Genomic DNA, 24,658 nt, shown 5'->3' on the forward strand with positions numbered 1-24,658 from the left:
GCGCAGATGGAGCACTTCGGCGCCACCTGGCGTGGCTTCCTGCATGACTGCCGCAAGCTCTCACGCGCCTCGACGCCGTTCCAGGTGTCGGGCCGGCTGACGCGCATCAACGGCCTGGTCATGGAAGCGGCCGGGCTCAAGCTGCCGCTGGGCTCCGGCTGCCGGGTGCTGGTGCCGGGCAGCAGCGGAGTCGAGGCTGAAGTGGTCGGCTTCTCAGGCGAAAAGCTGTTCATGATGCCGACCGACGATGTCTTCGGTCTGGCGCCGGGCGCCCACGTGATTCCCAACGAGCCCTCGCAGCCCACGCCAACCGCCGCCGAACGCGTCGAACCGCGCCGCCGCGCCTCGGACCGCGCCAAGCACCTGCCGGTCGGCGACGAACTGCTCGGCCGCGTCATCGATGGCGCCGGCCGGCCGCTCGACAGCCTGGGACCAATCAACACCACGCATTCGCGCTCGCTGCAAAGCCGGCCGATCAATCCGCTGGCACGGGCGCCGATTTCGCGCAGCCTGGATGTCGGCATCCGCGCCATCAACAGCCTGCTCACCGTCGGCCGTGGCCAGCGCCTGGGCCTGTTCGCCGGCTCGGGCGTCGGCAAATCGGTGCTGATCGGCATGATGGCGCGCTACACCGCCGCCGATGTGATCGTCGTCGGCCTGATCGGCGAACGCGGCCGCGAAGTCAAGGAATTCATCGAACATAATCTGGGCGAAACGGGTCGTGCCCGCTCGGTGATTGTCGCCGCGCCGGCTGACACCAGCCCGCTGATGCGCCTGCAGGGCGCCTCCTACGCCACCACCATTGCCGAGTATTTCCGCGATCAGGGCAAGCAGGTGCTGCTGATCATGGATTCGCTCACCCGCTACGCCATGGCGCAGCGCGAGATCGCACTGGCCATCGGCGAACCGCCGGTCACGCGCGGCTACCCGCCTTCAGTGTTCGCCCGCCTGCCGGCGCTGGTCGAGCGTGCCGGCAACGGCCCGGAAGGCGGCGGCTCGATCACGGCTTTCTACACCGTGCTCGCCGAGGGCGATGACCAGCAGGATCCGATTGCCGACTCGGCGCGGGCCATTCTCGACGGCCACTTCGTGCTGACCCGTGCGCTCGCCGACCAGGGCCATTACCCGGCAATCGACATCGAACAATCGATCTCGCGCGCCATGCATGGCCTGATCCGCCCCGCTCACTTCGATCTGGTCCGCCGCTTCAAGCAGCTGTTCTCGCGCTACCAGCGCTCGCGCGACCTGATCGCCGTCGGCGCCTACCAGACCGGCGCCGACCCGCTGCTCGATGAAGCAGTGCGCATGTACCCGATTCTGGAGAGCTTTCTGCAGCAGAAAATCGAAGAACAGGCCGGTTTTGACCAGAGCCTGAGCAGCCTGTACGCCATGTTTGGCGCCCAATACTGAGTACGAAAATGGCATCCAGTCCGATCAAGGCCCTGCTCGAACACGCCCACACCAAGGTTGACGAAGCCACGCGTCGCCTCGGCGAGCTGCTGGCCAGCGAACAAGCCTGCGAGGTCAAGCTCGACATGCTGATGCAATACCGCAAGGAATACCGCGAACGCTTCATGCAGGCCGCGCAGACCGGCATCGGCCCCGACGCCTGGCGTAACTACAGCGGCTTCATCAACAAGCTCGACGAAGCCATCGGGCAGCAGCAGAAAGTCGTTGAGCATTCGCGCAACATGACCGCCAACGGCCAGCAGCAGTGGGTGCACGAACGCAACCGCATGAAGGCCTTCGACGCCCTCTCGCAACGCCAGATCGCGCAAGCCCAGCACATCCACAACAAACAGGAACAGCGGCAAAGCGACGAGCACGCCATCAAGCTCTATCGCAAGACCGACGAATAAACCGCGCTGCGGCGCCATGGCACACGCCTTGCTGTAGTCCGTCCAGACACATCAAGAGGAAGCTGCCATGGCGGAAGCCCAAGTCAGTCCAGTCATACCGCTCAGCCCCGTTGCCGCGCTGCCCGGCGGCAATGCACGCATGAATGCGAATGCTGCCGACAATGCTTCATCCGATTTCGCACGCGTGCTGCAAGACAAGCAAAGCGCTATGACGCCGGCGCCCAGCCAAGCCGAGCTGGCGCAACAGAGCCCGCTCGCCAAGACCACGCAGGGTGCGCAAAAGCCCGCCGCAAACGCTGCCCGCAAGCCGCAGGAAGGCTCGCAGAACAGCGAAAAAACCACTGCGGAAAAGCCTGCCGATACGGCCGAAGCCACCCCGGAAGCGGCGCCCGAGAGCCCCAAGACCCCTGCCGAGCCCGCCGATGCAGCGCAGCGCAGCGCCGAGGAAGTGCCGGCAGCCCCGCTGCTCAACCCCGCCGACAAGCCGCTGAGCCCCGCCGAAATGGCGCAGATGCTCAGCGCTGCCGGCATCCAGGCGCAGGCCTCGCAGCAACTTGGGCGCAATACGCCGGCCACGACGACCGAGGCCAGCGATACCGCCGCGATCATCGCCAGCGCCAATGTGCCGACACGTTTTTCGGCGGCCGGCGCCAAGCTGGAGGATGCGAGCGATGCCGCAGCCGCCGCTGCCAGTACCGTGCCGGACAGCGCAGCGGCGCTGCCGCCAAACCCGGCAACATTGAGTACGACGACGGAAAAGCCTGCCGCCACCACGGCAAACCTTGCCAGCCCGACGGAAAAAAGCGCCCTGCCGCTTGGCGACTCGCCACGCGCGGGCAACGGCGGGGCTCAGCAGGAACAGAGCCCGGGCGAACGCCGCGAAGGCGCGGCCCAGTCGGACAGCCACAGCTCAGGTAAACCGCTGCTGGAGCTGGCCAATGCGGGCGGCAGCGACAAGATCGCACAAGACAGGCTGGCCGCCAGCAAGTCCGACTTTGCCAGCGCGCTGGAGCAAGCCAGTGCCGGCAACGAACAGGTCGGCAACACCATGCTGCAACAGACTGCCTCGTCGAATCTGCAGGGCGTGCCGCACGCCGCCGCGCCGCAACACGCGATCAACACCCCGGTCGGGCGCCACGGCTGGGCCGAAGAAGTCAGCCAGCAGGTGGTGTGGTCGAGCAAGAACGATAACGGCCGTGCCGACCTGGTCCTCACGCCGCCGCAGATGGGGCGCATCGAGATCTCGATCAATCTCAATGGTGACCAGGCCAGCGCCAGCTTCGTCGCGCAGAACCCGGTGGCGCGTGAAGCCCTGCAAGACGCCATGCCGCGCCTGCGTGAAGCGCTGGCGCAGTCGGGCATCCAGCTCGGCCAGGCCGATGTCAGTGCCGGCCAGAGCGGGCAAAGTGGTCAGAGCCATCAGAGTGCGCAGAGCAATCCCTATGGCAGCAACCGTCGCGGCAGTAACAGCCTCGCGGCAAGCGGTGGCATCGGTGAGCTGCGCAGTACCAGCTGGACGCGACAAGGCAATGGCCTGGTCGATACCTTCGCCTGATCGAAGACCATGAAAAGCAAAGAATTTTCGGGCAAGCCTTCATTTGGGACCGGCTTTGTCCGTTATTCAGAGCTTGGCGACCTGCATTGCCAGAAGACAATGCACAAGTCGCAGGTGGCGACAGCATGCGCTGCACGCACGCGCAGCAAACGCCGCCGGAACTCATGGATTGAATTGGTTAGGTGATCTGACATGTCGAGCAAGGAAGCCAGTAAAGCGGCAGATGCAGGCGCAGCGGTAGCGCCCAAAAAGAGCAAGAAACTGCTGTTCACCATCATTGGTGTGGCCGTCATCACCCTCGTTGTGGGGGCCGCAGCGGGCTACGTGATCGGACACAAGACGGCGGCTGTAGCCGTCGACGAGCATGGCAATAGCGAAGCACATCAGGAAGAAAAAAAGGGCGAGCCTGAAAAGCCGCCGGTTTTCGTGGCGCTGGAACCTTTCACGGTGAACCTGCAGCCCGATGGCAGCGGCGGCGACCAGTTCCTGCAGATGTCGGTTTCGCTGCAGGTTGAAGATGACAAGAAAGGCGAAGAGCTCAAGACCATGATGCCGCGCATCCGCCATGAAATCCTCAGTCTCGCGGCCGCCAAGAAGGCGGCCGAAGTGACCTCGCCGGATGGCCGTGAAGGCCTCTCCACCGAGATCCAGGATGTCGTGAACGAAGCCATGGGTTTCGAGCCGCCCAAGCGCAGCCGCCGCAAGAGCAAGGTGGAAGAAGAGCCCGAGGGCCCGATCAAGGGCGTGTTCTTCACCCAGTTCATCGTGCAATAGACGGGACGAATTCGTCATGGCCCAGGATTTTCTCTCCCAGGAAGAAGTTGATGCCCTCCTCAAGGGCGTCACGGGGGAGCTTGACGAGCCCGATGACGCCGGCGGTGGCGAAGCCGGCATACGCACCTATGACCTGGCCACGCAGGAACGCATCGTGCGCGGGCGCATGCCCACGCTCGAACTCATCCACGAGCGCTTTGCGCGCTACCTGCGGATCGGCTTGTTCAACTACATGCACCGCAATGCGGAAGTCTCGGTCGGCCCGATCCGCGTGCAGAAGTACAGCGAGTTCGTGCGCAACCTGGTGGTGCCGACCAATCTGAACCTGGTCCTCGCCAAGCCGCTGCGCGGCACGGGTTTGATGGTCTTCGATCCGGACCTGGTGTTCCTCGTCGTCGACAACATGTTCGGCGGCGACGGCCGTTTCCACACCCGCGTTGAAGGCCGTGACTTCACGGCCACCGAGCAGCGCATCATCCAGGGCTTGCTCAAGGTGGTGTTCGCCGAATACGAACGCGCCTGGGCGCCGGTGTTCACGCTGCAGTTCGAGTACATCCGCTCGGAAATGAATTCGCAGTTCGCCAACATCGCCACACCCAGCGAAATCGTCGTCGCCACCTCCTTCACCCTGGAATTCGGCGGCGCGCAGGCCGACATGCATATCTGCCTGCCCTATTCAATGGTCGAACCGATTCGCGATGTGCTCTACAGCTCGATGCAGTCGGACCACATCACGCAGGACAAGCGCTGGGTCAGCCTGATGACCAAACAGGTGCAGGCCGTCGACATCGAACTGATCGCGCGCCTGGCAACCGCCACCGTCACCCTGCGTGACATTGTCAATTTCAAGGCTGGCGACGTGATTCCGCTCGATGTCAGCACCTCGGTCCAGGCCCACGTCGATGGCGTGGGCGTGCTCGAATGCCAATACGGCGTGCAGGGCGGACACTATGCACTCAAGGTCGATCGCTTCATCGCCCCGGAGGACAAGGAAATCAACCTGATCGCCAGCAAACTGGGAGTACAACAAGATGGCTGATATCGACAACGAAACAGAAGTCAGCGAAGACGATTGGGCCGCCGCCATGCAGGAGCAGGCGGTGGAAGACAATGGCCACGCCGCCGCGCAGCCGGCCAGCTTCCAGAGCTTTGACGGCACCGCGCCGAAGACCACCTCGATGAACGACTTCGACCTGATCCTCGACATCCCCGTGCAACTGACGGTCGAGCTCGGCCGCACCAAGATCTCGATCCGCAACCTGCTGCAACTGGCCCACGGTTCGGTGGTGGAGCTCGACGCCCTGGCCGGCGAACCGATGGACGTGCTGGTCAATGGCACCCTGATCGCTCAAGGTGAGGTGGTCGTCGTCAATGACAAGTTCGGCATCCGCCTGACCGACATCATCACCCCCTCCGAACGCGTGCGCAAACTGCGCAACTAATCAGCATCCGGCGCACGCGTGCGGCAAAGCCGCGCATGTGCGTCGCAACCGGCAAGATTTGCCGCTGTTTTTCGCCCCTTCTCCGCCCAGTCAACACCGGCTTCAATGCGTAATCTGCGCAGCATGCAGATACATTCAGTCAACACGCCGTGAAGCCCATCTCCTCCCGAATTCCGGCTGCCCTGCTGCCGGCACTCTGCGCCAGCAGCGCGCACGCCAACGAAGCACTGCCTTCCACCGCAGGCAGCATTGCGCAAATGCTGTTCGGCCTGGTCATCGTGCTGGCCGCGCTGATCGGTACCTTGTTCCTGCTGCGCCGCCTGCAAGCGGGACGCAGCCAGATCATCGATGGGCTCAAGGTGATCGGCGCCACCCACGTCGGCCCACGCGAGCGCGTGGTGCTGCTCAATGTCGGCAGCAAGGTGCTGGTGCTCGGTGTCACGCCCGGCCGCGTCAATGCCTTGCACGTACTGGATGCCGCCGAATTGCCGATGAAAGAAGCTGCGGCGCAACCGGTCAGCGCAGATTTCGCTGCGCGCCTGCGCCAGCTGCTGGAGAAGCGCCATGCTTCGTAAGCGCCTGTGTCGTGCCCTGCCTTGCGCCGCCCTGCTTGGCGCGGCGCTCTTGAGCTCACCCGAGGCACTCGCGCAAGCCATGCCGGCGCTGACCAGCACGCCCGCGCCCGGTGGCGGCACGACCTGGAGTCTGTCGCTGCAGACTCTGATCATGATGACTTCGCTGACCTTCATCCCGGCCATCGTGCTGATGATGAGTGGTTTCACGCGCATCATCATCGTCATGTCGATGCTGCGTCAGGCCATGGGCACCCAGACCTCGCCGCCGAATCAAGTGATCGTCGGCCTGTCGCTGTTCCTCACCTTCTTTGTCATGTCGCCGGTCATCGACAAGGTCTATACCGACGCCTGGGTGCCGCTATCGAGCAACCAGATCCAGTTTGATGAAGCCATCGTACGTGCATCGGTGCCGGTCAAAGCTTTCATGCTGCGCCAGATGCGCGACAGCGATCTCTCACTCTTCACCAAGCTGGCCAAGGTGCCCAAGGTCGAAAAGGCCTCTGATCTGCCGATGCGCGTGATCGTGCCAGCCTTCGTCACCAGCGAGCTGAAGACTGCCTTCCAGATCGGCTTCATCGTCTTCCTGCCCTTCCTGGTCATCGACATGGTGGTGGCCTCGGTGCTGATGTCGATGGGCATGATGATGATGTCACCGGTGATCATCTCGCTCCCCTTCAAGATCATGCTGTTCGTGCTGGTCGATGGCTGGAACCTGCTGATCGCCTCCCTCGTCGGCAGCTTCGGCTAAGCCCCCAACAGATCATTCAAGGAGCCCGGAGATGACCCCAACCACTGTAGTTGAGCTCGGACGCGAAGCCATGATCATTGCCTTGCTGGTGGCGGCGCCGATGTTCATCGCCGCCCTGGCCACTGGGCTGCTGATCAGCATCCTGCAGGCGGCCACGCAGATCAACGAAGCCACCCTGTCCTTTGTGCCCAAGCTGGTGGTGATGTTCGGCACGCTGATCCTGGTCGGGCCGTGGATGATCACCCTGCTCACCGACTACATCCGCCGCCTCTTCGAATCGATACCCGGCATCATCGGCTAGCACCAGCGCACTGAGCCCACGACAGGCACCACCACCAATGCTGCAGATCACCACGGCCCAGCTCAATGCCATGATCGTCGCCTGGGTCTTTCCCATGGTGCGCGTGCTTGCCTTTCTGGCCGCCGCGCCGATCTTCAGCAACTCCGGCATTCCACAGCGGGTCAAGCTGATTGTTGGCCTGGCCATCGGCTTTGCCGTGGCCGCCTCGCTGCCGCCACAGAACATGAGCGATCCGGGCAGTTACATCGGCCTCGCCATCCTCGCCGAACAGATGCTGATCGGCGCCGGCCTGGGCTTTGTCATGCGCGTGGTGTTTGCTGCCGTCGATGCGGCGGGCTCACTGATCGGCCTGCAGATGGGGCTCTCCTTCGCCTCATTTTTTGACCCGCAAACGCAGGGTCAAACCGCCGTCATCGCCTCGATCATCGGCATCATCGCATCACTGCTATTTCTCTCACTCAACGGCCACTTGATGCTCATCGACGCACTGGCACACAGCTTTGAATGGCTACCGATCTCTGCCAAGCCAATGCGCGCCGATGGCTGGCTGCTGCTGGCACGCAGCGGCAGCATCATCTTTTCCACCGGCCTGCTGCTCTCCCTGCCGGTGGTCGCCGCCCTGCTCATGACCAATATCGCGCTGGCCGTGCTGACGCGTGCGGCCCCGCAACTCAATCTATTCGCGGTCGGCTTTCCGATCACCTCGACCATCGGCATCGCCGTCATCTGGCTGAGCATGCCGACCCTCGCCTACGTGCTCGAAGGGGTCTTTGACGAAGGCATCGCCAACATCGCCGTCATCGCGCGCAACTGGGTTCCCTAGGGCGTATTCACACGCCAATCGCCACCAAACCGCGCATGCGACTTGCCCGAAACCCCCTCAAAAAGTAGACTCAGGCGCTTTGTTACCTGTTCATGAACGCCACGAGCGTCCGCCCACTATGTCCAAGCCCATCGAGTTCAAGGCCGGAAGCCTCTCCGCCATGTCGGCCATCGTTCGCGAACTCGACAACGTCAAGCTCTCCGACACCATGCACACCATGCTGGGCGGGCTGGGCGAGTTCTTCGCTGGCGAAGCCACCATCATCGATCTGAGCCAGCTCGACAAGGCGCCCGAACGCGCCGACTGGGCGGGTTTGCTGAGTCTGCTGCGCCGTTACGGCCTGCAACCGGTGGCGGTTAAACAGGTTCCCGAACACCTTGAGAGCAGCGCCCGCAAAGCAGGCTTGGCGATCCTCGATGCCGGCAGCGGAAAGATGAATGGCGAGCGCGCCGTCGATGCCGCCAGCCCCGCCGCAGCGCCTGCCGCCAGCGAGCCGGTGAGCCCGGCACCCCAGGTGAATCTGGACGTCTCGCCGCCACCGGCTGCCGCCACCATGATCATCGAGCGCCCGCTGCGCTCCGGCCAGCAAGTCTATGCGCGCGGCAGCGACGTGGTGATCATCGGCGGGGTCAGCAATGGCGCCGAAGTCATCGCCGACGGCAGCATCCACTGCTATGGCCCGCTGCGTGGCCGCGCGCTGGCAGGCGCCCAAGGCAATACCAAGGCCCGTATCATCACCACCTGCTTTGCACCTGAGCTGGTGTCGATTGCCGGCGTCTATCGCACCTTCGAACGCGGCCTGGCCGCCAGCCTGGCCGGCAAAGCTGCGCATGCGGTGCTGCGCGCAGACCAGAACGGCCAGCAAAGCCTCAACATTGAAGCCTTGCTGCTCGATTGACCCCTGCAGACAGGAAACCCGTTAAGCTTGCTAAAAGCCCGAACATCAGGACAACTGCATCACGATCAGCCGACACTTGCAGTCTGCTGCCATGCAGTGTCCAGTCGCAATAACCGAGAGAGGATTTAACGTGACACGTGTGATCGTCGTAACGTCTGGCAAAGGTGGCGTCGGCAAGACAACCTCCAGCGCCAGTTTCGCGTCGGGCCTCGCCCTGCGTGGTTTCAAGACCGCCGTCATCGACTTCGATGTGGGCCTGCGCAACCTTGATCTGATCATGGGTTGCGAGCGTCGCGTCGTGTATGACTTCGTCAACGTCATCAGCGGCGACGCCAATCTGCATCAAGCCCTGATCAAGGACAAGCACTGCGAAAACCTCTTCGTGCTGCCCGCCTCGCAGACGCGGGACAAGGACGCGCTGACCGAAGAAGGTGTCGAGAAGGTCATCAAGGACCTCGAACACATGGGCTTCGACTACATCGTCTGCGACTCGCCCGCCGGTATCGAGCATGGCGCCATCATGGCGCTGACCTTTGCTGACGAAGCCATCGTCGTCACCAATCCGGAAGTCTCCTCGATCCGTGACTCGGACCGCATCCTGGGCATCCTGCAAAGCAAGAGCCGCCGTGCGCGCGATGGCCAGGAGCCGGTCAAGGAGCATCTGCTGATCACCCGCTACAGCCCCAAGCGCGTTGAAGAAGGCGAAATGCTTTCCTACAAGGACGTGCAGGAGCTGCTGCGCATTCCGCTGATCGGCGTGATCCCCGAGGCCGAATGCGTACTGCAAGCCTCCAACTCGGGCACGCCCGTGATCCACGCCAAGGAAGAAGATGCTGCAGCCGCCTACCAAGACATCGTTGCGCGTTTCCTCGGCGAAGAGCGCGAGCTGCGCTTTGTGAGTTACGAGAAGCCCGGCCTCCTCAAGCGTTTGTTCGGAGGTGCTTGAAATGTCCTGGCTCGACAAGATTTTCGGCACCGCCCAACCCAAGTCCGCCGCGCGCGCCAAGGAACGGCTGACCCTCGTGATCGCCCACCAGCGCGCCGAAGAGAGCGCGCCGGACTTCCTGCCCGCGCTGCAAAAAGACCTCGTCGCCGTGATCTCCAAGTACGTCAAGATCAATGCCGACGACATCACCGTGCAACTGGAAAAACGCGACAACTACGAAGTGCTTGAAGTGAATATCGTGATGCCTGAAGCGGGCGTCCGTTAAAAGCCCGCGCCAGCGCGCCCAGCCCGGCCACGGCCGGGCTTTTTTGCGCCCCACACACCGCGCTCTGCCTTTTTTCACAATAAAACTACTGGGGTTGATACCGATCAGCACGCGGCGGGCAGTGCTACAGAATGCTATGGCTGCGCCCAATAAAAGGAGACAGGTATGCGCTTTACGCCCGAACTGATCGAGGAACTCAACACCCTCGCCCGTTTTGACCTCGCTACGAATCAACAAGGCATCAAGATCCACAAGACAGCAGAACCCGCGATCATCGCCACCTGCCAGCGCCTGCATCGCAAAGGCCTGATTACCCAGGTCGATGGCGGCTACCTCACTCCCCTCGGTCGCGATGCGGCCGAACATGCAGAAATCATTCTCAGCATCCTGACTTCGCGTCCGAACGGTGTCAGCGTCGAACACAGCGAAACTGTGGCCTACAGCTAAACAAAAATGCGTTGATCAAAGGCCTCCGTCAAAATCGGAGGCCTTTTTTATTGCCGCTCGCTGATTGCCCTTTCAATTCGTATATTTAAAAAACTATTTTTAATTCACTTCCTAAATTTCCTGCAACGGCCACGAATTTATTCACAAGACCTAAAAACAGCCGAAATACGTTATGACAAAGACTAGTGATTGAAATCAAATCCCGTTACCATCCTCATCAAAAGCCAAAATAAAATACTCAAATGAGCTACCGGGGGTGGTGATCGATGCCTGAAATTTCAGTCCACACAAAACAGGATGCCATTCCGCCGTTCTGGCTAAAACTCCCGTTTTTCCTGCTGTTTCCCTTTCGCCTTGGCCCACTGGTGTTCATGGTTTGCATCATTGCCGGCAGCGCTCTGGCAGGACTGGCTTTCGGCTCCTTGGGCTTGATCCTCAAAGGCTCACTCGCCTACTTAGGCTTACGCTACGCGTTCAATGTTCTGGATCTGTTTTCCCAGGGACGGTTCGAGAGCGAGTCGGTCGACAATAATCTCTGGGGGCCCGAAAAACGGCCCGCTAAATTCGGGCTGGTCATCGCGCTATTTTTACTGGCGGGTGCCACGCTCGGAAACAAGCTGCTCGATTCACGCATCAAGAACGACGCCAGCGCACAGACGCTCATTCTCGAGCGCTACAAGGCTGAGCAAAGCAAAGCCATGGAAGACGCCGCTCGCCAGAGGGAAGCCTTCAATCAGCGCATCGGTCTAGACTCCGCCAAGCCCGCCAGCGCACCAGCACCTGCCGCCACGGAGCGTAATGCCTCAGGCGAAGACGACGAAGATGCTGCGGATCGAGCGCTCTCGTCCAGCGAGCTCAGTGCAACAATGCCGTCCGCCTTGCCAGGAGGCTCCGACACAGCAGCGAATACTGACGGTGCAAGGCATCGTGCAGAGATTCTTGAAATGTATCGCCCGCAACTGGGCGATGCACTCTGGTTCAAACTTCAACCGACCTGGTTCTGGCTGATCATGGCCGCACTGAGCCTGATGCTGCCGGCCTCAGCCATCGTCATTGCGCTCGAAGACCGCTTTTTCAAAGCACTCAATCCCGGCAACATCCTTCTCCTGGGCAACGCCATGGGCAAAGCTTATTTTGCCTTGTGGGCACTGTTTCTCCTCATCGTGGGCAGTCGTCAGCTCGCCATGTCAGCGGGCCAGCACTGGCCCATCTACATTCGCTTCCCACTCGAAATGGGTATCGCCAACTACCTCGGCTTGGTGCTGTTTGCGATGATGGGTTATGCGCTCTATCAGTACCATCAGGAGCTCGGCCTTGATGTTTCAGTTGATTTCGACAGCCACCAACGCGCTGGCGGCGTGTCTGGCATTGCCAAAGCCGGTTCAGCACACGCTGCGCTACGCAAGAACGAAGCAACAGATCCTCTGGAGCGAAAAATTCAGGCAGCACTTGAAGCGGGCGACGTTGACGAAGCCATTGCCGAGCTCAAGGACGCCATGCGCTATGACCGCTTCGATCCAGTGCAAAACACGCGCATGCACGAGCTCTATGTCATCAAGGGCGACCTGAAGCTCACGCTCTCGCATGGCCAGCAATGGCTGAGCGCACTGACCCGTGCTCAACGCGGCGTGGAAGGACTAGGCGCTCTGCAAAAACTGCGTGAACTGGATCCCTCTTTTGCCATCACGGACAGCAACATTATCTTTCCGCTAGCCCAAGCCGCTTATCAGAAACGCGATTACAAGTGTGCCATCGAGCTCATCCGCGGCTTCGAAAAGCGCTTCCCCAAGCACAAAGACACGGCGGCTGTTTTTTTACTGGGTGCGAAAATCTCCAGTGAGTTTCTCCGCAAGGATGAGCAAGCCATCAAAATGCTGCGCGCAGTGATTACTCACTTCCCGGACGACGCCAACATCGCAGAAGCAAAGGTATACCTGTCTGTTTTGGAGAAAATCATGAGCAGCGCGACACCTGCACGCTCAGCTGGCTGAGCCTGAACGACACGCATACATTACGACGAGAGCGTGTTCATAGCGCCCTCGCAGAACAGCAACACAAGCGGATGTCGCTCCCGGACGCTGAGCGGATTCGGCCTCCACGCAAGTAGAAAATCCTCATCCACTCAAGGCCTGCCCATGAATGGACAGACCAGATTCAATCTGCAGTGACTCAGGGCTCAGGATGGCACTTCACGCAGCAGAGCCGGCGTGCCCCGCTGAGGCAAGAATGCTTGAGTTCCCGACAGTATTCGAGGGGGGCTCGTCATGCTTATGCCATCAAGGCTCGATGCTGATCAGAATGCTGCGCGTGGCACTCAAACTGCCCGCGCTCACGCTGAGACTCAAGACGACGTTGCTGGTGCTGCTGACGGTCGGCGCCGTGAACGACACACTCTCCGCAGTCGTTCCGGTCAGCGCCAGCGCTGGGCCTGAGGTTTGCGTCCAGACATAGCGTATGCCCGCCGCCGCAAGCTCGCTGGAGGCCGTCACGGAGGCACTGACGGAGACCGGATAGCCGCTTCGCGGAGCGCTGGGCGAATACACCAGCGCGTCGATACTCAGCCCGCTGTTGGTGCTCGTCACCGTGCTATCCGTGCTGCTACCGCCACAGGCACTCAAGCTGATAAGCAAGACACAGACAAACCAGACCCGGACATGAATCAGGCATACAGGCCAAGCGATGTTCATTGATCAAACCCTGAAATTCTGGGCAGTGCTCAAGCTGCAAAACCGACGGCTAGCACCATAGCCCGCACCCCACCAAGCTTAGCAGCAGGCCAGCGCAGGGATTATGGCGCAGGCAAAACGGCGTAAATCAGCGTCAGCCCGGCACTTCAGGCAGCCACGGGGGCGCGCTTCCAATTCGCATGTTCGAACGGCTTTCTTGCGCCAGCCGTGAAATTTTCACCGCAGCTCCGGAAGATCGATCCGTAAGATGAATACGGGCATGCCACACCGCCCTCATACCAATAAAAGGAGACAAGCATCATGCGTAATTTCGCACTGCGTCATGCCGTGCTGGCGACCCTTGGCGCCTGCCTGATCGGCAACGCACTGGCCGTCAGCAGCACCTCGACGCGACCACAGCTCTCAAGCAGCAGCGCAGCCAGCTACACCATTGCCAAATACATGGGTAGCTGGGACCCTACAGGCGGTGTCGGCAGCGTCTCGGGCTTCAGCGCCAAATACACCGTCGCGGCGGACGGTTCGGGCACGCACAAAACCGTGCAGGCGGCCATCACCGCTGCAGTCAATGCCGGCGGCAGCTCGCGCATCTACATCGCCGTCAAGGCTGGCACCTACCGTGAAGTGGTTTGTGTCCCCAGTGCCGCACCGCCGATCACCCTCTACAGCAGCAATAGCGATGCCAGCAAGACGGTGATCGTGTACAACAATGCCAACCCGAAGCCGAAGTCTTCGGGGACCTCGGCCAATGCCTGCACGCCGAACGCCTCCGCCACCACCTACGGTACGGCCGGCAGTGCCACGTTCTCGGCCTTCTCGGCAGGCTTCCGCGCCAAGAACATCAGCATCTCGAACGACTACAAAGAAGACACTTATTCAAGCAGCAATCAGGCAGCCGTTGCCTTGATGGCACAGGGCGATCAGCAGATCTACGAGAACGTGCGCGTGCTGGGCAACCAGGACACCCTGCTCAGCTACACCGCCTCGGCCACGACCGTGGCTCACCACTACTTCCTCAACAGCTATGTCGAGGGCGATACCGACTTCATCTTCGGTCGTGGCACGGCGGTGTTCAACAATGTCGAAATCCGTTATCTGACGGCCCGCAAGAGCAACGGTGCGATCCTCGCGCCGAGCACGGCGGCGAGCAACAATTACGGCTTCCTGATCATCAACAGCAAGCTGACCCAGAGCGGTTCGGCCAGCAATTCGGTCTATCTGGGCCGCGCCTGGGATGAGAGCGTAGGCTCGCTGTCGAACTACAAGAACGGCAGCTCGCCGAACGGCCAGGCCGTGATCCGCGACACCGCGATCAGCGGCCATGTGATCCTCAAAGCGCCCTGGGGTTCATCCACGATCAGCCGTCCATACTGCTCATCAGGCTGCAGCTACTCGGCCAACCGCTTCTACGAGTACAACAACAGCGGCGCCGGCAGCGGTAACTAAGTAGCCTGCCATCAATGAAAAGCCCGCAGGTTTTGCCTGCGGGCTTTTTTATTAGCTAGGGGCTAGGGGCTAGGGGCTAGGGGCTAGGGGCTAGGGGCTAGGGGCTAGGGGCTAGGGGCTAGGGGCTAGGGGAAAGTAGCGCCCGTATCTCCAAAATCAAGATTTTTTTTGAACAAAACGAAAGATATTGAACACGGCATTGCTCAAACAAAAAGCCTGAAGACTCTCCGCCTTCAGGCTTTTTGTTGTAACTACGACCACACCGAGATTTGCGCAGAAAGCGTAGCGAGCGGCCCAAGATCGAAACGAGGAGCGGATACGTACGTGAGTACGTTGAGCACCGGAGTTTCGAGATTGGGCCGCGCAGTAGCTTTATGCGTAAATCGGATTAGCGAATGACGCGAGCGCCCTTGCCCTTCATCGCCGCTTCGACTTCTTCCACGCGCACCATCGAGGTGTCGCCCGGGGTCGACATGGCCAGTGCACCGTGCGCTGCGCCGTATTCGACAGCGGCTTGCGGGCCCTTGTTTTCCAGGAAGCCGTAGGCCAGACCGGAAGCGAAACCGTCACCACCGCCAACGCGGTCGTAGATTTCCAGGTTGTCGCGCTTCATCGATTCGTAGATCTTGCCGTCGTACCAGACGATCGCCGACCAGTCGTTGATCGAAGCGGTCTTGGCGTTACGCAGGGTGGTGGCGGCAACCTTGAAGTTCGGGAAGGCCTTGACGGCGGTCTCGATCATCTTCTTGAAACCTTCGGTTTCGATGTTGGTCAGGTGCTCGTCAGCGCCTTCGACTTCGAAGCCCAGGCAGGCGGTGAAGTCTTCTTCGTTACCGATCATCACGTCGACGTACTTGGCGATTTCGCGATTGATCTTTTGTGCGCCTTCCTTGCCACCTTGGCTCTTCCACAGCGAAGCGCGGTAGTTCAGGTCGTAGGCCACGACGGTGCCGTACTTTTGAGCCACTTCAACGGCTTCCAGCACAGCTTCGGCGGTGTTCGATGCCAGAGCGGCGAAGATGCCACCGGTCTGGAACCAACGCACGCCTTCTTCGCCAAACAGCTTTTCCCAGTTCACTTCACCCGGGCGGATTTGCGAAGCAGCCGAGTGGCCGCGGTCGGAACAACCCAGTGCCGGACGGGGACCGAAGCCCTTTTCCGTGAAGTTCAGGCCGACGCGGGTGTTGCGACCCAGACCGTCGAAATCGCGCCAGATGACGTGCGACATGTCGACGCCGCCTTGCATGATGAAGTCTTCAACCAGCCAGCCCAGATCGTTCTTCGGCAGTGCGGTGACGACAGCAGCGCGCTTGCCCCAGCACTTGCGCATGGCACGTGCAACGTTGTACTCACCGCCACCTTCCCAGACCTGGAAAGTACGGGTGTTGCGCACGCGGCCAAAACCCGGGTCGAAACGCAGCATGACTTCACCGAAAGAAACGCAGTCCCACTTGGTCTCGGCAGCGGATTTGATGATCAGTTCAGACATTTTTCCTGATTCCTTTGTTTATATGGAATGTGTGAGGCAGTAATTGCACCGCGGGCCGTACAGCTTGCGCTGCACGGCCCGACGGGATTCAGAAACAGATTACTTGGCGGCCAGTTCGGCCTTGATCGTCTTGATCAGTTCGACAACCTTGCGCACATTGGCTTCGATACCGGCGTAGTCCTTGGCCTTGAGCAGTTCCTTGGTGATCAGGTTGCTGCCGATGCCGCAAGCGACGATGCCAGCGCCATACCACTTGCGCAGCGACTCTTCGGTCGGCTCGACACCGCCGGTGGGCATGATGCGCGTCCAGGGCATCGGGCCCATGACGCTCTTGACGAACTCGGGGCCGCCCACGGAAGAACCCGGGAAGACCTTGACGATTTCGCAGCCCAGCTCTTGTGCGTCACCGATTTCGGTGGCCGAACCACAGCCGGGGCTGTAGGGGATGCCGCGACGGTTACAGACCTTGGCGACGTCTGCATTGAGCAGCGGGCCGACGATGAACTTGGCGCCGTTGGCAATGTAGATGCCGGCGGTCGGTGCATCGACGATGGAGCCCACGCCCATGATGACCGACGGGTCAGCCTTGGCGAAATACTTAGTCACTTCGTAGAACACGTGCGAGGCGAAATCGCCACGGTTGGTGAACTCGATACACTTGGCGCCACCATTGGCACAAGCCTGAATGACGTTCTTGCACACTTCGAAGTCCGGATCGTAGAACACCGGGATCACGGCCTGTTCCATCATCGCGGCCAGAACTGCCATACGGTCTTTTGCTGCCATCTCGAAAATCTCCCAAAGAAAGGAATGTGCGCCAGAAACTGGTGCAAGCGCGCTATTTTCACCGAATAGCGCGCGCGTATCAAGGCAAACCCTCATGTCGCAATGCAGCAACAGCAGCTTGTTTGCCTCGAATCAAGGCCTTTTGTGCCAACAAAGATGGCCAAGCGCACATTGACGGTGCGTGGGAGAATCCGGCCGATGAGCCCCCTTCCCTCCGACATGAGCGCCCACAGCACGGGCGAAGAGATCAGTTGCAGCAACTGTGAAGCTTGCTGCTGCAAGCTGGAGGTGATCCTCATGGGCGAAGACGCCGTCCCCCGCCATCTCACCCGCGAAGATGCCTGGGGCGGCGAAGTGATGCGCCGGCTCGACGATGGCTGGTGCGTCGCACTCGATCGCGACAGCATGCTGTGCAACATCTATGAGCGCCGTCCTGGCGTTTGTCGCGACTACGAGATGGGTGGCGTCGAATGCATCGAAGAACGCGCCCATCTGGATGCCGCGCGCCCACTGCGACGCTGGCCCCTGACGAAAGACTAAAACGCAGGCCAGGAAGCCCCCTCCTGAGGTCCGTTTGAGGCCGAAAAATCAATGACATATGATTTTGACGTAGCGCAAGACATGAATATCTTCACGTCAAGAAAACTGTCAATACGCCGATAGCCGGAATGACAACCCAGTGAAAACAATCAGCGCTCACGCTAATTTGAACGAGACCAATCCCATGTCTATCACCCGTAAGCTCATCATCCTTGCCCTGGTCGCGGCACTCTCCCTCATCACCGTCAGCGTCGTTTCCATGTACACCTCGGCCGCTGAAGAGCGCGCCATCAAGACCATCAACACCCGTTCAGTACCCGGTCTCAATATCCTGCACAGCCTGCGCTCCGATCTGCAACAGATTGCACTGGGGCTGTTCCGCATCGTGCTTGCCCCGGATCCGACGGCCAACGCCGCCATCGAGAACGAACTGACAAAATACAGCCAGAACATCAGAAACAACTTCGCCGCGTACAAGGAGATGTTGCGCAGCGAACGTGGCCGCGAGCTCTATGCAGCGGAAAAGCTGGTGCTCGACGACTATCTGAGTCTGCTCGATCAATTCCTCGCGCTCAGCCGCAAGGGCGAAGTACCCAAGGACTTTGCCGGCCCGATGGGCGCCAAGCGTGCCGAGTTGAGCAAGCTGCTCACTGAACACATCGAGCTGGGCGTCAAGGTCGCCAATCAGGAATCCGAACTGGCTTTGGAAGCGGCACAGAATGGCGGACGCATTGCCATCGCGACGGTCATCATTTCATTGCTACTGGTTGGCGCAATCAGCTATTCGGTCATTCGCAGCATCAATCGCTCGCTGCACGAAATCCAGAGCACCATGGACCGCATCGAAGGCTCGCTGGACTTCACCGCACGTGCCCAGGTCTTTGGCCGCGATGAAATCGCCAGCGTCTCCAGCGCCTTGAACCGCCTCGTCGACCGGCTGGCGCGCAGTTTCCGCAATATCGCCGAACAGACCAACAAGATCACCCATGCCTCCAGCCAGATGAGTGGCAGTGCCCAGCAAGCTGCACAGGCGGCGAGCCAGCAAAGCGATGCAGCCTCCAGCATGGCCGCCGGCATCGAGGAGATGACGGTCAGCATCACCCATGTCAGCGACCGTTCGGGTGAAGCGCGTGATCTCTCCAGAAGCTCCGGCCAGCTGGCTCAGGACGGCATCCGCGTAATCAACGAGACGGTGCAGGACATCAATGCCATCGCCCAGTCGGTCACCCAGGTGTCAGGACATATCGACAAGCTCGAAGCGCATGGCGATCGCATTTCGTCGATTGTGTCGGTGATCCGCGAAGTGGCCGATCAGACCAATCTGCTGGCGCTCAATGCCGCCATCGAGGCGGCGCGCGCCGGCGAACAAGGTCGCGGCTTTGCCGTGGTGGCCGACGAAGTACGCAAACTGGCCGAGCGCACGGCCGGCTCCACGGCCGAGATTGCCACCATGGTCGAGTCGATCCGCGCCGTCTCGCAGGACGCTGCCCTGCGCATGAAGGATGCCGTCAGCCTGGTCGATGCCGGTGTGCAGCGCGCGGGCATTGCCAGCGCGGCAATCAGCAAGATCAGCGAAGGCAGCCACAGCGCACTGGCCATGTCCGAAGAGATCTCCAGCGCGCTCAAGGAGCAGAGCACGACCAGCACCGCCATCGCCAACCAGGTCGAACGCATCGCCCAATCGGCTGATGAAAGCAGCATCAGCGCACGCCGCAGTGCCGACACCGCGCGCGAGCTGGAACAACTGGCCAGCGCCATGCAACAGGTGGTTGCCACCTACAAGATCTGAGCCTTGCCGCGCGGCGGAATGCCGCGCGCATTGCACACTCAGAGCAGGCTGCGCATCGCCAGCGGCTTGACCTTCGGCGCCAGCGTGCCGCCCTTGCGCGCACGCTTGCCGCGGCAGGCCTCCAGCGCAACGCCCTTGACCTGCAGCTCGACATCCTTGCCGCCACGCCCCGAGCCAATCACCACCAGGGCATCGCTGGGCGGGCAGCAGACGGCCACCAGCTCTTCCTTCTCGTCCAGGCCCATGACGATCATGCCGCGACCACGCGCCATGACCTTCATCTCGGCACGCGGGAAATACAGCAGACGTCCATTGCCCGAGACCGCAGCAATCCATTCGCCGCGGATGCGCGTCGGTGCCAGCACGCTTTCCTTGTCTTCCAGGGTCATGAAGGCCTTGCCGGCGCGCTGACGCCCCACCAGCTCTTCAAGCTTGGTGATGAAGCCATAGCTGCCCGAGTTGGCGAAGAGGTATTCGGCCGCCGGATCATCGGTGAAGGCCTGCGCAATCCGCGCGCCCGGCTGCAGCTCGATCAGGGTGGTGATCGGCACGCCATCGCCACGCCCACCGGGCAGATCGGCAATGCGCACGGAATACGCGCGCCCTTGGGTGTCGATCAGCAGCAGCGGCCAGGTAGTGCGCGCTTCGGCCACCAGGAAGGCGCTGTCGCCGCTCTTGTAGCTCAGCGTCTGCGCATCGATGCCGTGGCCCTGGCGCGTGCGCACCCAGCCGTTCTTCGACAGGATCACCGTCACAGGCTCATCGAGCACCGGCGCGTCGACATTGGCGACGGACGCAGCGGCCTCGATCAGGGTACGGCGGTCATCGCCGTACTTCTTGGTGTCTTCGGCGATTTCCTTGAGAATCAGGCGCGTCATCGCACCACGATTCTCAAGCAGCTCAACGAGGCCGCTGCGCTCCTCGCGCAAGGCGGCCAGCTCCTTCTCGATCTGGATGTATTCCAGGCGCGCCAACTGGCGCAGGCGGATTTCGAGAATGTCTTCCGCTTGCGTGTCGGAGAGACCAAAGCGTGCGATCAGTTCAGCCTTGGGTTCGTCGGCCTCGCGGATCACCTTGATCACTTCGTCGATATGCAACCAGGCAATCTGCCGGCCTTCGAGGATGTGAATGCGACGATCCACTTGCGCCAGACGATGGCGCGTACGACGCTCGACCGTGCTGAAGCGGAACGCAATCCACTCGGTCAGTACATCCTTCAGCCCCTTCTGTGCCGGCCGGCCATCGAGACCGATGAGGGTGAAATTGAGCGGCACCGAGGACTCAAGACTGGTATGCGCGAGCAATACGCGCATCAGCTCTTCCGGCTCCTGGGTGCGCGTCTTCGGTTCGAAGATCAGGCGCACGGCCGCCTTGTCGGAGCTCTCGTCACGCGCCGCATCGAGCACGCCGAGCAAGAGCGCCTTGTTGTTCTTTTCGTCCTGGCTGACTTCCTTCTTGCCCGCCTTGGGCTGCGGATTGGTGACCGCTTCGATCTCGGAGAGCACACGCGAGCTCGACACGCCATGCGGCAGCTCATCGACGATGATGCGCCAGGCTCCGCGCGCCAGCTGCTCGACACGCCAGCGCGCGCGCATGCGGATCGAGCCACGGCCATTGGTGTAGGCATCGCGCAAAGCGCTGTCGGGCGAGATGATCTGGCCGCCACCGGGGAAGTCCGGCCCCGGCAGCACGGCGCGGATTTCATCCAGCGTGGACTCGGGCTTCTTGATCAGCAAGGTCACCGCAGCCGCCACTTCGCGCAGATTGTGCGGCTGGCACTCGGTCGCCATGCCCACGGCGATGCCCGAAGCGCCGTTGAGCAAGAGCATCGGCAAGCGCGCCGGGAAGAGTTTGGGCTCTTCGAAAGCGCCATCGTAGTTGGGCACGAAATCCACCGTGCCCATATTGATTTCCGACAGCAGCAGCTCGGCAATCGGCGTCAGGCGCATTTCGGTGTAACGCATCGCAGCCGCGCCATCGCCATCACGCGAACCGAAATTGCCCTGACCATCGATCAGCGGATAGCGCAGCGAGAAATCCTGCGCCATGCGTACCGCAGCGTCATACACCGAGGAGTCGCCGTGCGGATGCAGCTTACCGATCACGTCCCCCACCACGCGGGCCGACTTGACCGGCTTGGCGCCCGGTACCAGGCGCATCTCGCTCATCGCGAAGAGGATGCGGCGCTGCACCGGCTTCATGCCATCTTCGACCTGCGGCAAGGCGCGGCCACGCACCACACTCATCGCGTAGGCGAGATAGGCACGCTCGGCAAAGACCGCGATCGGTAGATGGTCGTCGGGCAAAGCCTCTAAAGCGGGCGGTTCAGGCGGCTCGGTAGGCGGCGCAGATGAATCTTTGACGGGCGGGGAAGCGACGACGGCGTCGTCGTCGCCAAACAGGTCAGGCTCGTGCTCTTGTTGCATGCGCGGGAAATGGTGTCGGAAGAAAGTCAGGCCAAATTATCGCAGCAAGCCTGTGTTCCCACCAAGCGATCTTGCCCGGATGAGCCCTTGCAGAACCAGGCATGCGCTCTCCGCACACAGCCTCCGAGCGAGACGGCGAGGCTTAAGGAATCTTAAGCATCGCGCCGTTGCTGCAAGCTCCAAATAGGAATTACTCTCAATTCCATACCCAAACAGCGCTCCCCGCCATGGCCTATCCGCTCTCTGTTGCCAGCCTGCTCGTCCCCTTCGAGCGACGCGTCCTGCACCCCTGGATGAGTCGTGGCCTGCGCCCGATCCCTGAGTTCGATTCGCTCTACCCCGCTTTACTGAGCCACACCCACGCGCCACGCCTGGCCTATCTGCACATTCCTTTCTGCGCCAACCATTGCCTCTTCTGCGGTTTTTATCGCAACAAGTCTAGTGCGTCCGCCATGCGCAGCTATGTCGATGGCCTGATCGCAGAGATCGCACTGGAAGGGCTGCGCGAGGGTAGCCGCAACGCGCCAATCGACGCCGTGTTCTTTGGCGGTGGCACACCCAGCGCCCTGTCCGCCGAAGATCTGAACCGCATTCTCGGCGCACTGCGCGAACATCTGCCGCTCGCCGCAGATTGCGAAATCACCATCGAGGGACGCGTAAGCGGCTTTGACGACGAGAAGATCGACGCGTGTCTGGAAGGCGGCGCCAACCGCTTTTCCATCGGCATCCAGAGCTTCGATACAGCCCTGCGCCGCCGCATGGGCCGCAAGGCCACCCGCGAAGAGGCAACGCGGTTTCTGCGTGCGCTGGTCGAGCGTGAGCGCGCCGCCGTGGTCTGTGACCTGATTTACGGCCTGCCGCTGCAGACCGATGCGATCTGGCGCCAGGACGTCGCGCTGTGCCATGAAATCGGGTTGGACGGCGTCGACCTCTACTGCCTCACCGTGCATGCAGAAAGCCCGCTCGCGCTGTCCATCGACAAAGGCGCACTGCCGGCACCCGCCGACAACACAACGGCCGCCCGCCGCTATCAAGAAGGCGGCGAAATACTCGATGCCGCCGGCTGGCAGCGGCTCAGCCAGGCCCACTGGCGGCGTACGGCACGCGAGAGAAACCGCTACAACAACGCCACCAAGTCGGGCGCCGACTGCCTGGCCTTTGGTGCCGGCGCGGGCGGCATGCTGGCCGCTCACCGCTTCATGCAAGAAGGCGACAAGGACAGTTACTTGAGCCGCATCAGCAGCGGGCAAAAAGCCATCCGCAGCATGCTCGCACCAGCGCCGCACCACCATGCCTGCGGCAAGGTGATGGCTGCGCTGGAAGATGGCAGCCTGGACCTGGCCGAGCTGGATCAGCTCGTCGAACCCGGCTTCGTCAGCGCCCTCGCCCCGCTGATCCAGTACTGGAGCGCACAAGGCCTGTGCAGGCAGCACAACGATCAGCTGACGCTAACGCCGCTGGGCCGTTACTGGCACAACAACATCGCAGCCCAGCTCTTCACCTTGATCGGCCACTACCTCGACGGGCCGCTTGCCAGCGCTGGCGAACGGCCCGCAGGCGGGCATCCGATCAGCCTTGCAGGCCTGGCATCTCCCGCTCCAAAACCCAAGGGACATCCTCATGAACATCTCACATGAAACCTCCGGCAACGCGCTGGAGACACTGCGCACGCTGCTGGCGAGCAATCCTTCAGGCGTCCTGGAAACCCTTGCGGCCGAGCACGCTGTCAGCACGCAAACCGTCGTCGAATGTCTGCCTGCCGCCCACCGCAGCTTCGCCGCAGGCAGTGAAGCGGAACGCGTACTGCTGGAAATATCTGCATGGGGCTCCGTCACCGTGCTGGTGCACACCCCGGACCTAATCCTCGAATGCAAGGGGCCACTCCCTGCCGGCCGCTGCGCGCACGGTTACTACAACATTGGCGGCGGCAGTCCGCTCAGCGGACATCTGCGTCTGGACCGCTGCGCGGCGATTGCCTTCGTCCGCCGCCCCTTCATGGGCGCGGATAGCTGTTCGGTGAATTTCTTCAATGCCGCCGGCGAAGCCATGTTCAAGGTTTTTGTCGGTCGCGATGAGAAGCGCGCGCTGCGGGCTGATCAACTCCAATTTTTCACGCAGCTGCGCGAACAGCTTTGCGGGGAGATCGCAGGATGAGTGAGCAAACTCTGATTGTTTTCGGCGCCCGCCAGGGGCTCGGACTGGCGCTGGTGCAGCTGGCCTGCGCGGCGAACTGGAAAGTACACGCCGTCGTACGCCCCGGTGCGGAGCACGCCGCCCTGGCCGCCACGGGCTGCGCGATCCACTTTGCAGACGCCTTGTCCGCCGAAGCCGTCAACGCCTGTTTCAGGGGACGCACACGCCTTGCCTGGGTGGTCAGCACCTTGAGCGACACCCAAGGCATGGCGGACGCGGCCGGCAACATCCATGTCATCCAGGCCGCCGTGCGCAGCAAAGCCAAGGGCGTGTTGCTGGTCTCATCCTTGGGCGCGGGCGACAGCCGCGCCCATGCCTCCGACAGGCTGCTGGCCGCCATCGGTCATGTGCTGAGCGCCAAAACACTGGCCGAAGAAGCGCTGCGCAACAGTGGCCTGCCGTTCTGCATCCTCCGCCCCGGTGGCCTCGTTGACGGCCCTCCCCGTGGCACTGCGCAACTGCTGCGCGCAGCCGACGCGCACGGCTTCATCCGGCGCAGCGATCTTGCCTTGATGATGTTCAGACTACTCGAAGAAGGCCGCCTGCTTGATCAAACCCGCACGGCCATCGACCCGTCCTGTCCCCCACCGACGCGCTACGCAGCCAGCTCGCAGGCCCCTGAAGCGCACCCGGCCAAGGCCATCCCCACCTGAGCCGCCTGCTGCAGACATG

25 protein-coding genes are annotated in these 24,658 nt (G+C 61.5%); 21 read left to right on the forward strand and 4 right to left on the reverse strand.

Annotated features, from left to right (window positions below; all coding sequences use genetic code 11):
- Window positions 1-6 precede the first annotated feature (6 nt).
- The 15 genes from fliI to ABDB84_RS10620 all read left to right on the forward strand — a co-directional run bounded on the left by fliI (window position 7) and on the right by ABDB84_RS10620 (window position 12,624).
- Window positions 7-1,410: a flagellar protein export ATPase FliI gene (gene fliI, locus ABDB84_RS10550; protein WP_345919689.1), complete on the forward strand. Its 1,404-nt coding sequence runs from the start codon at window positions 7-9 to the stop codon at window positions 1,408-1,410.
- Between the two features lie 8 nt (window positions 1,411-1,418).
- Entirely contained in the window at window positions 1,419-1,859 is a 441-nt protein-coding gene (gene fliJ, locus ABDB84_RS10555; protein WP_345919690.1) for a flagellar export protein FliJ, read from the forward strand.
- Between the two features lie 67 nt (window positions 1,860-1,926).
- Window positions 1,927-3,414 carry a flagellar hook-length control protein FliK gene (locus ABDB84_RS10560; RefSeq protein ID WP_345919691.1) on the forward strand — a complete coding sequence of 496 codons (1,488 nt, stop codon included), beginning with the start codon at window positions 1,927-1,929 and terminating at the stop codon, window positions 3,412-3,414.
- Between the two features lie 192 nt (window positions 3,415-3,606).
- Window positions 3,607-4,188, forward strand: coding sequence for a flagellar basal body-associated FliL family protein (locus ABDB84_RS10565; RefSeq protein WP_345919692.1), 582 nt, complete (start codon window positions 3,607-3,609; stop codon window positions 4,186-4,188).
- Window positions 4,189-4,204: 16 nt separating this feature from the next.
- The gene (gene fliM / locus ABDB84_RS10570; RefSeq protein ID WP_345919693.1) at window positions 4,205-5,227 is read left to right on the forward strand and encodes a flagellar motor switch protein FliM; all 1,023 of its coding nucleotides are present in this window, start codon (window positions 4,205-4,207) and stop codon (window positions 5,225-5,227) included.
- Window positions 5,220-5,630: a flagellar motor switch protein FliN gene (gene fliN / locus ABDB84_RS10575; RefSeq protein ID WP_345919694.1), complete on the forward strand. Its 411-nt coding sequence runs from the start codon at window positions 5,220-5,222 to the stop codon at window positions 5,628-5,630. The genes fliM and fliN overlap by 8 nt, the downstream gene beginning before the upstream one ends.
- Before the next feature lie 149 nt (window positions 5,631-5,779).
- Window positions 5,780-6,205 (forward strand): flagellar biosynthetic protein FliO, encoded by a 426-nt coding sequence (gene fliO / locus ABDB84_RS10580; protein ID WP_345919695.1) that lies wholly within the window; start codon window positions 5,780-5,782, stop codon window positions 6,203-6,205.
- A complete protein-coding gene (gene fliP / locus ABDB84_RS10585) occupies window positions 6,195-6,953 on the forward strand; it encodes a flagellar type III secretion system pore protein FliP (protein WP_345919696.1) in 759 nt (252 codons plus the stop codon). Before fliO ends, fliP begins: the two co-directional genes overlap by 11 nt.
- A gap of 31 nt (window positions 6,954-6,984) precedes the next feature.
- Window positions 6,985-7,254, forward strand: coding sequence for a flagellar biosynthesis protein FliQ (fliQ, locus tag ABDB84_RS10590; protein ID WP_345919697.1), 270 nt, complete (start codon window positions 6,985-6,987; stop codon window positions 7,252-7,254).
- Window positions 7,255-7,291: 37 nt separating this feature from the next.
- On the forward strand, window positions 7,292-8,077 hold the full coding sequence (gene fliR / locus ABDB84_RS10595; RefSeq protein ID WP_345919698.1) for a flagellar biosynthetic protein FliR: 786 nt from the start codon (window positions 7,292-7,294) through the stop codon (window positions 8,075-8,077).
- A gap of 118 nt (window positions 8,078-8,195) precedes the next feature.
- Window positions 8,196-8,975, forward strand: a complete 780-nt coding sequence (minC, locus tag ABDB84_RS10600) for a septum site-determining protein MinC (protein WP_345919699.1) — start codon at window positions 8,196-8,198, stop codon at window positions 8,973-8,975.
- A 130-nt stretch (window positions 8,976-9,105) separates the two neighbouring features.
- Window positions 9,106-9,921 (forward strand): septum site-determining protein MinD, encoded by an 816-nt coding sequence (gene minD / locus ABDB84_RS10605; protein ID WP_345919700.1) that lies wholly within the window; start codon window positions 9,106-9,108, stop codon window positions 9,919-9,921.
- Window position 9,922: 1 nt separating this feature from the next.
- Window positions 9,923-10,186: a cell division topological specificity factor MinE gene (gene minE, locus ABDB84_RS10610; protein WP_345919701.1), complete on the forward strand. Its 264-nt coding sequence runs from the start codon at window positions 9,923-9,925 to the stop codon at window positions 10,184-10,186.
- A 165-nt stretch (window positions 10,187-10,351) separates the two neighbouring features.
- A complete protein-coding gene (locus ABDB84_RS10615; protein ID WP_345919702.1) occupies window positions 10,352-10,633 on the forward strand; it encodes a TIGR02647 family protein in 282 nt (93 codons plus the stop codon).
- Window positions 10,634-10,899: 266 nt separating this feature from the next.
- Window positions 10,900-12,624: a tetratricopeptide repeat protein gene (locus ABDB84_RS10620; protein WP_345919703.1), complete on the forward strand. Its 1,725-nt coding sequence runs from the start codon at window positions 10,900-10,902 to the stop codon at window positions 12,622-12,624.
- A 285-nt stretch (window positions 12,625-12,909) separates the two neighbouring features.
- Here the strand turns inward: ABDB84_RS10620 and ABDB84_RS10625 are convergent, their stop codons facing one another.
- On the reverse strand, window positions 12,910-13,215 hold the full coding sequence (locus tag ABDB84_RS10625) for a hypothetical protein (protein ID WP_345919704.1): 306 nt from the start codon (window positions 13,213-13,215) through the stop codon (window positions 12,910-12,912).
- 405 nt (window positions 13,216-13,620) lie between these two features.
- On the opposite strand from ABDB84_RS10625, the gene ABDB84_RS10630 reads away from it, so the two are divergent.
- A complete protein-coding gene (locus ABDB84_RS10630; RefSeq protein ID WP_345919705.1) occupies window positions 13,621-14,763 on the forward strand; it encodes a pectinesterase family protein in 1,143 nt (380 codons plus the stop codon).
- A gap of 388 nt (window positions 14,764-15,151) precedes the next feature.
- On the opposite strand, the gene ABDB84_RS10635 is transcribed toward ABDB84_RS10630, so the two are convergent.
- Both ABDB84_RS10635 and ABDB84_RS10640 read right to left on the reverse strand, forming a co-directional pair.
- Window positions 15,152-16,252 carry a sugar kinase gene (locus ABDB84_RS10635; RefSeq protein ID WP_345919706.1) on the reverse strand — a complete coding sequence of 367 codons (1,101 nt, stop codon included), beginning with the start codon at window positions 16,250-16,252 and terminating at the stop codon, window positions 15,152-15,154.
- Between the two features lie 99 nt (window positions 16,253-16,351).
- Window positions 16,352-17,134, reverse strand: coding sequence for a bifunctional 4-hydroxy-2-oxoglutarate aldolase/2-dehydro-3-deoxy-phosphogluconate aldolase (locus ABDB84_RS10640; RefSeq protein ID WP_345919707.1), 783 nt, complete (start codon window positions 17,132-17,134; stop codon window positions 16,352-16,354).
- A 102-nt stretch (window positions 17,135-17,236) separates the two neighbouring features.
- On the opposite strand from ABDB84_RS10640, the gene ABDB84_RS10645 reads away from it, so the two are divergent.
- Complete coding sequence (locus ABDB84_RS10645) at window positions 17,237-17,578, forward strand: YkgJ family cysteine cluster protein (protein ID WP_345919708.1); 342 nt, start codon at window positions 17,237-17,239, stop codon at window positions 17,576-17,578.
- Between the two features lie 184 nt (window positions 17,579-17,762).
- The gene (locus ABDB84_RS10650; protein WP_345919709.1) at window positions 17,763-19,367 is read left to right on the forward strand and encodes a methyl-accepting chemotaxis protein; all 1,605 of its coding nucleotides are present in this window, start codon (window positions 17,763-17,765) and stop codon (window positions 19,365-19,367) included.
- Between the two features lie 38 nt (window positions 19,368-19,405).
- Here the strand turns inward: ABDB84_RS10650 and parC are convergent, their stop codons facing one another.
- Complete coding sequence (gene parC, locus ABDB84_RS10655) at window positions 19,406-21,793, reverse strand: DNA topoisomerase IV subunit A (protein WP_345919710.1); 2,388 nt, start codon at window positions 21,791-21,793, stop codon at window positions 19,406-19,408.
- A gap of 227 nt (window positions 21,794-22,020) precedes the next feature.
- Here parC and hutW point away from each other — a divergent pair, with 227 nt between their 5' ends.
- The 3 genes from hutW to ABDB84_RS10670 are packed head-to-tail and all read left to right on the forward strand — an operon-like array spanning window position 22,021 to window position 24,639.
- On the forward strand, window positions 22,021-23,430 hold the full coding sequence (gene hutW, locus ABDB84_RS10660) for a heme anaerobic degradation radical SAM methyltransferase ChuW/HutW (protein ID WP_345919711.1): 1,410 nt from the start codon (window positions 22,021-22,023) through the stop codon (window positions 23,428-23,430).
- Entirely contained in the window at window positions 23,414-23,947 is a 534-nt protein-coding gene (gene hutX / locus ABDB84_RS10665; RefSeq protein WP_345919712.1) for a heme utilization cystosolic carrier protein HutX, read from the forward strand. Before hutW ends, hutX begins: the two co-directional genes overlap by 17 nt.
- On the forward strand, window positions 23,944-24,639 hold the full coding sequence (locus tag ABDB84_RS10670; RefSeq protein WP_345919713.1) for an NAD(P)H-binding protein: 696 nt from the start codon (window positions 23,944-23,946) through the stop codon (window positions 24,637-24,639). Before hutX ends, ABDB84_RS10670 begins: the two co-directional genes overlap by 4 nt.
- Window positions 24,640-24,658 lie beyond the last annotated feature (19 nt).

The sequence above is a fragment of the Uliginosibacterium sediminicola genome (genome assembly GCF_039631295.1).
Taxonomy (GTDB): Bacteria; Pseudomonadota; Gammaproteobacteria; order Burkholderiales; family Rhodocyclaceae; genus Viridibacterium; species Viridibacterium sediminicola.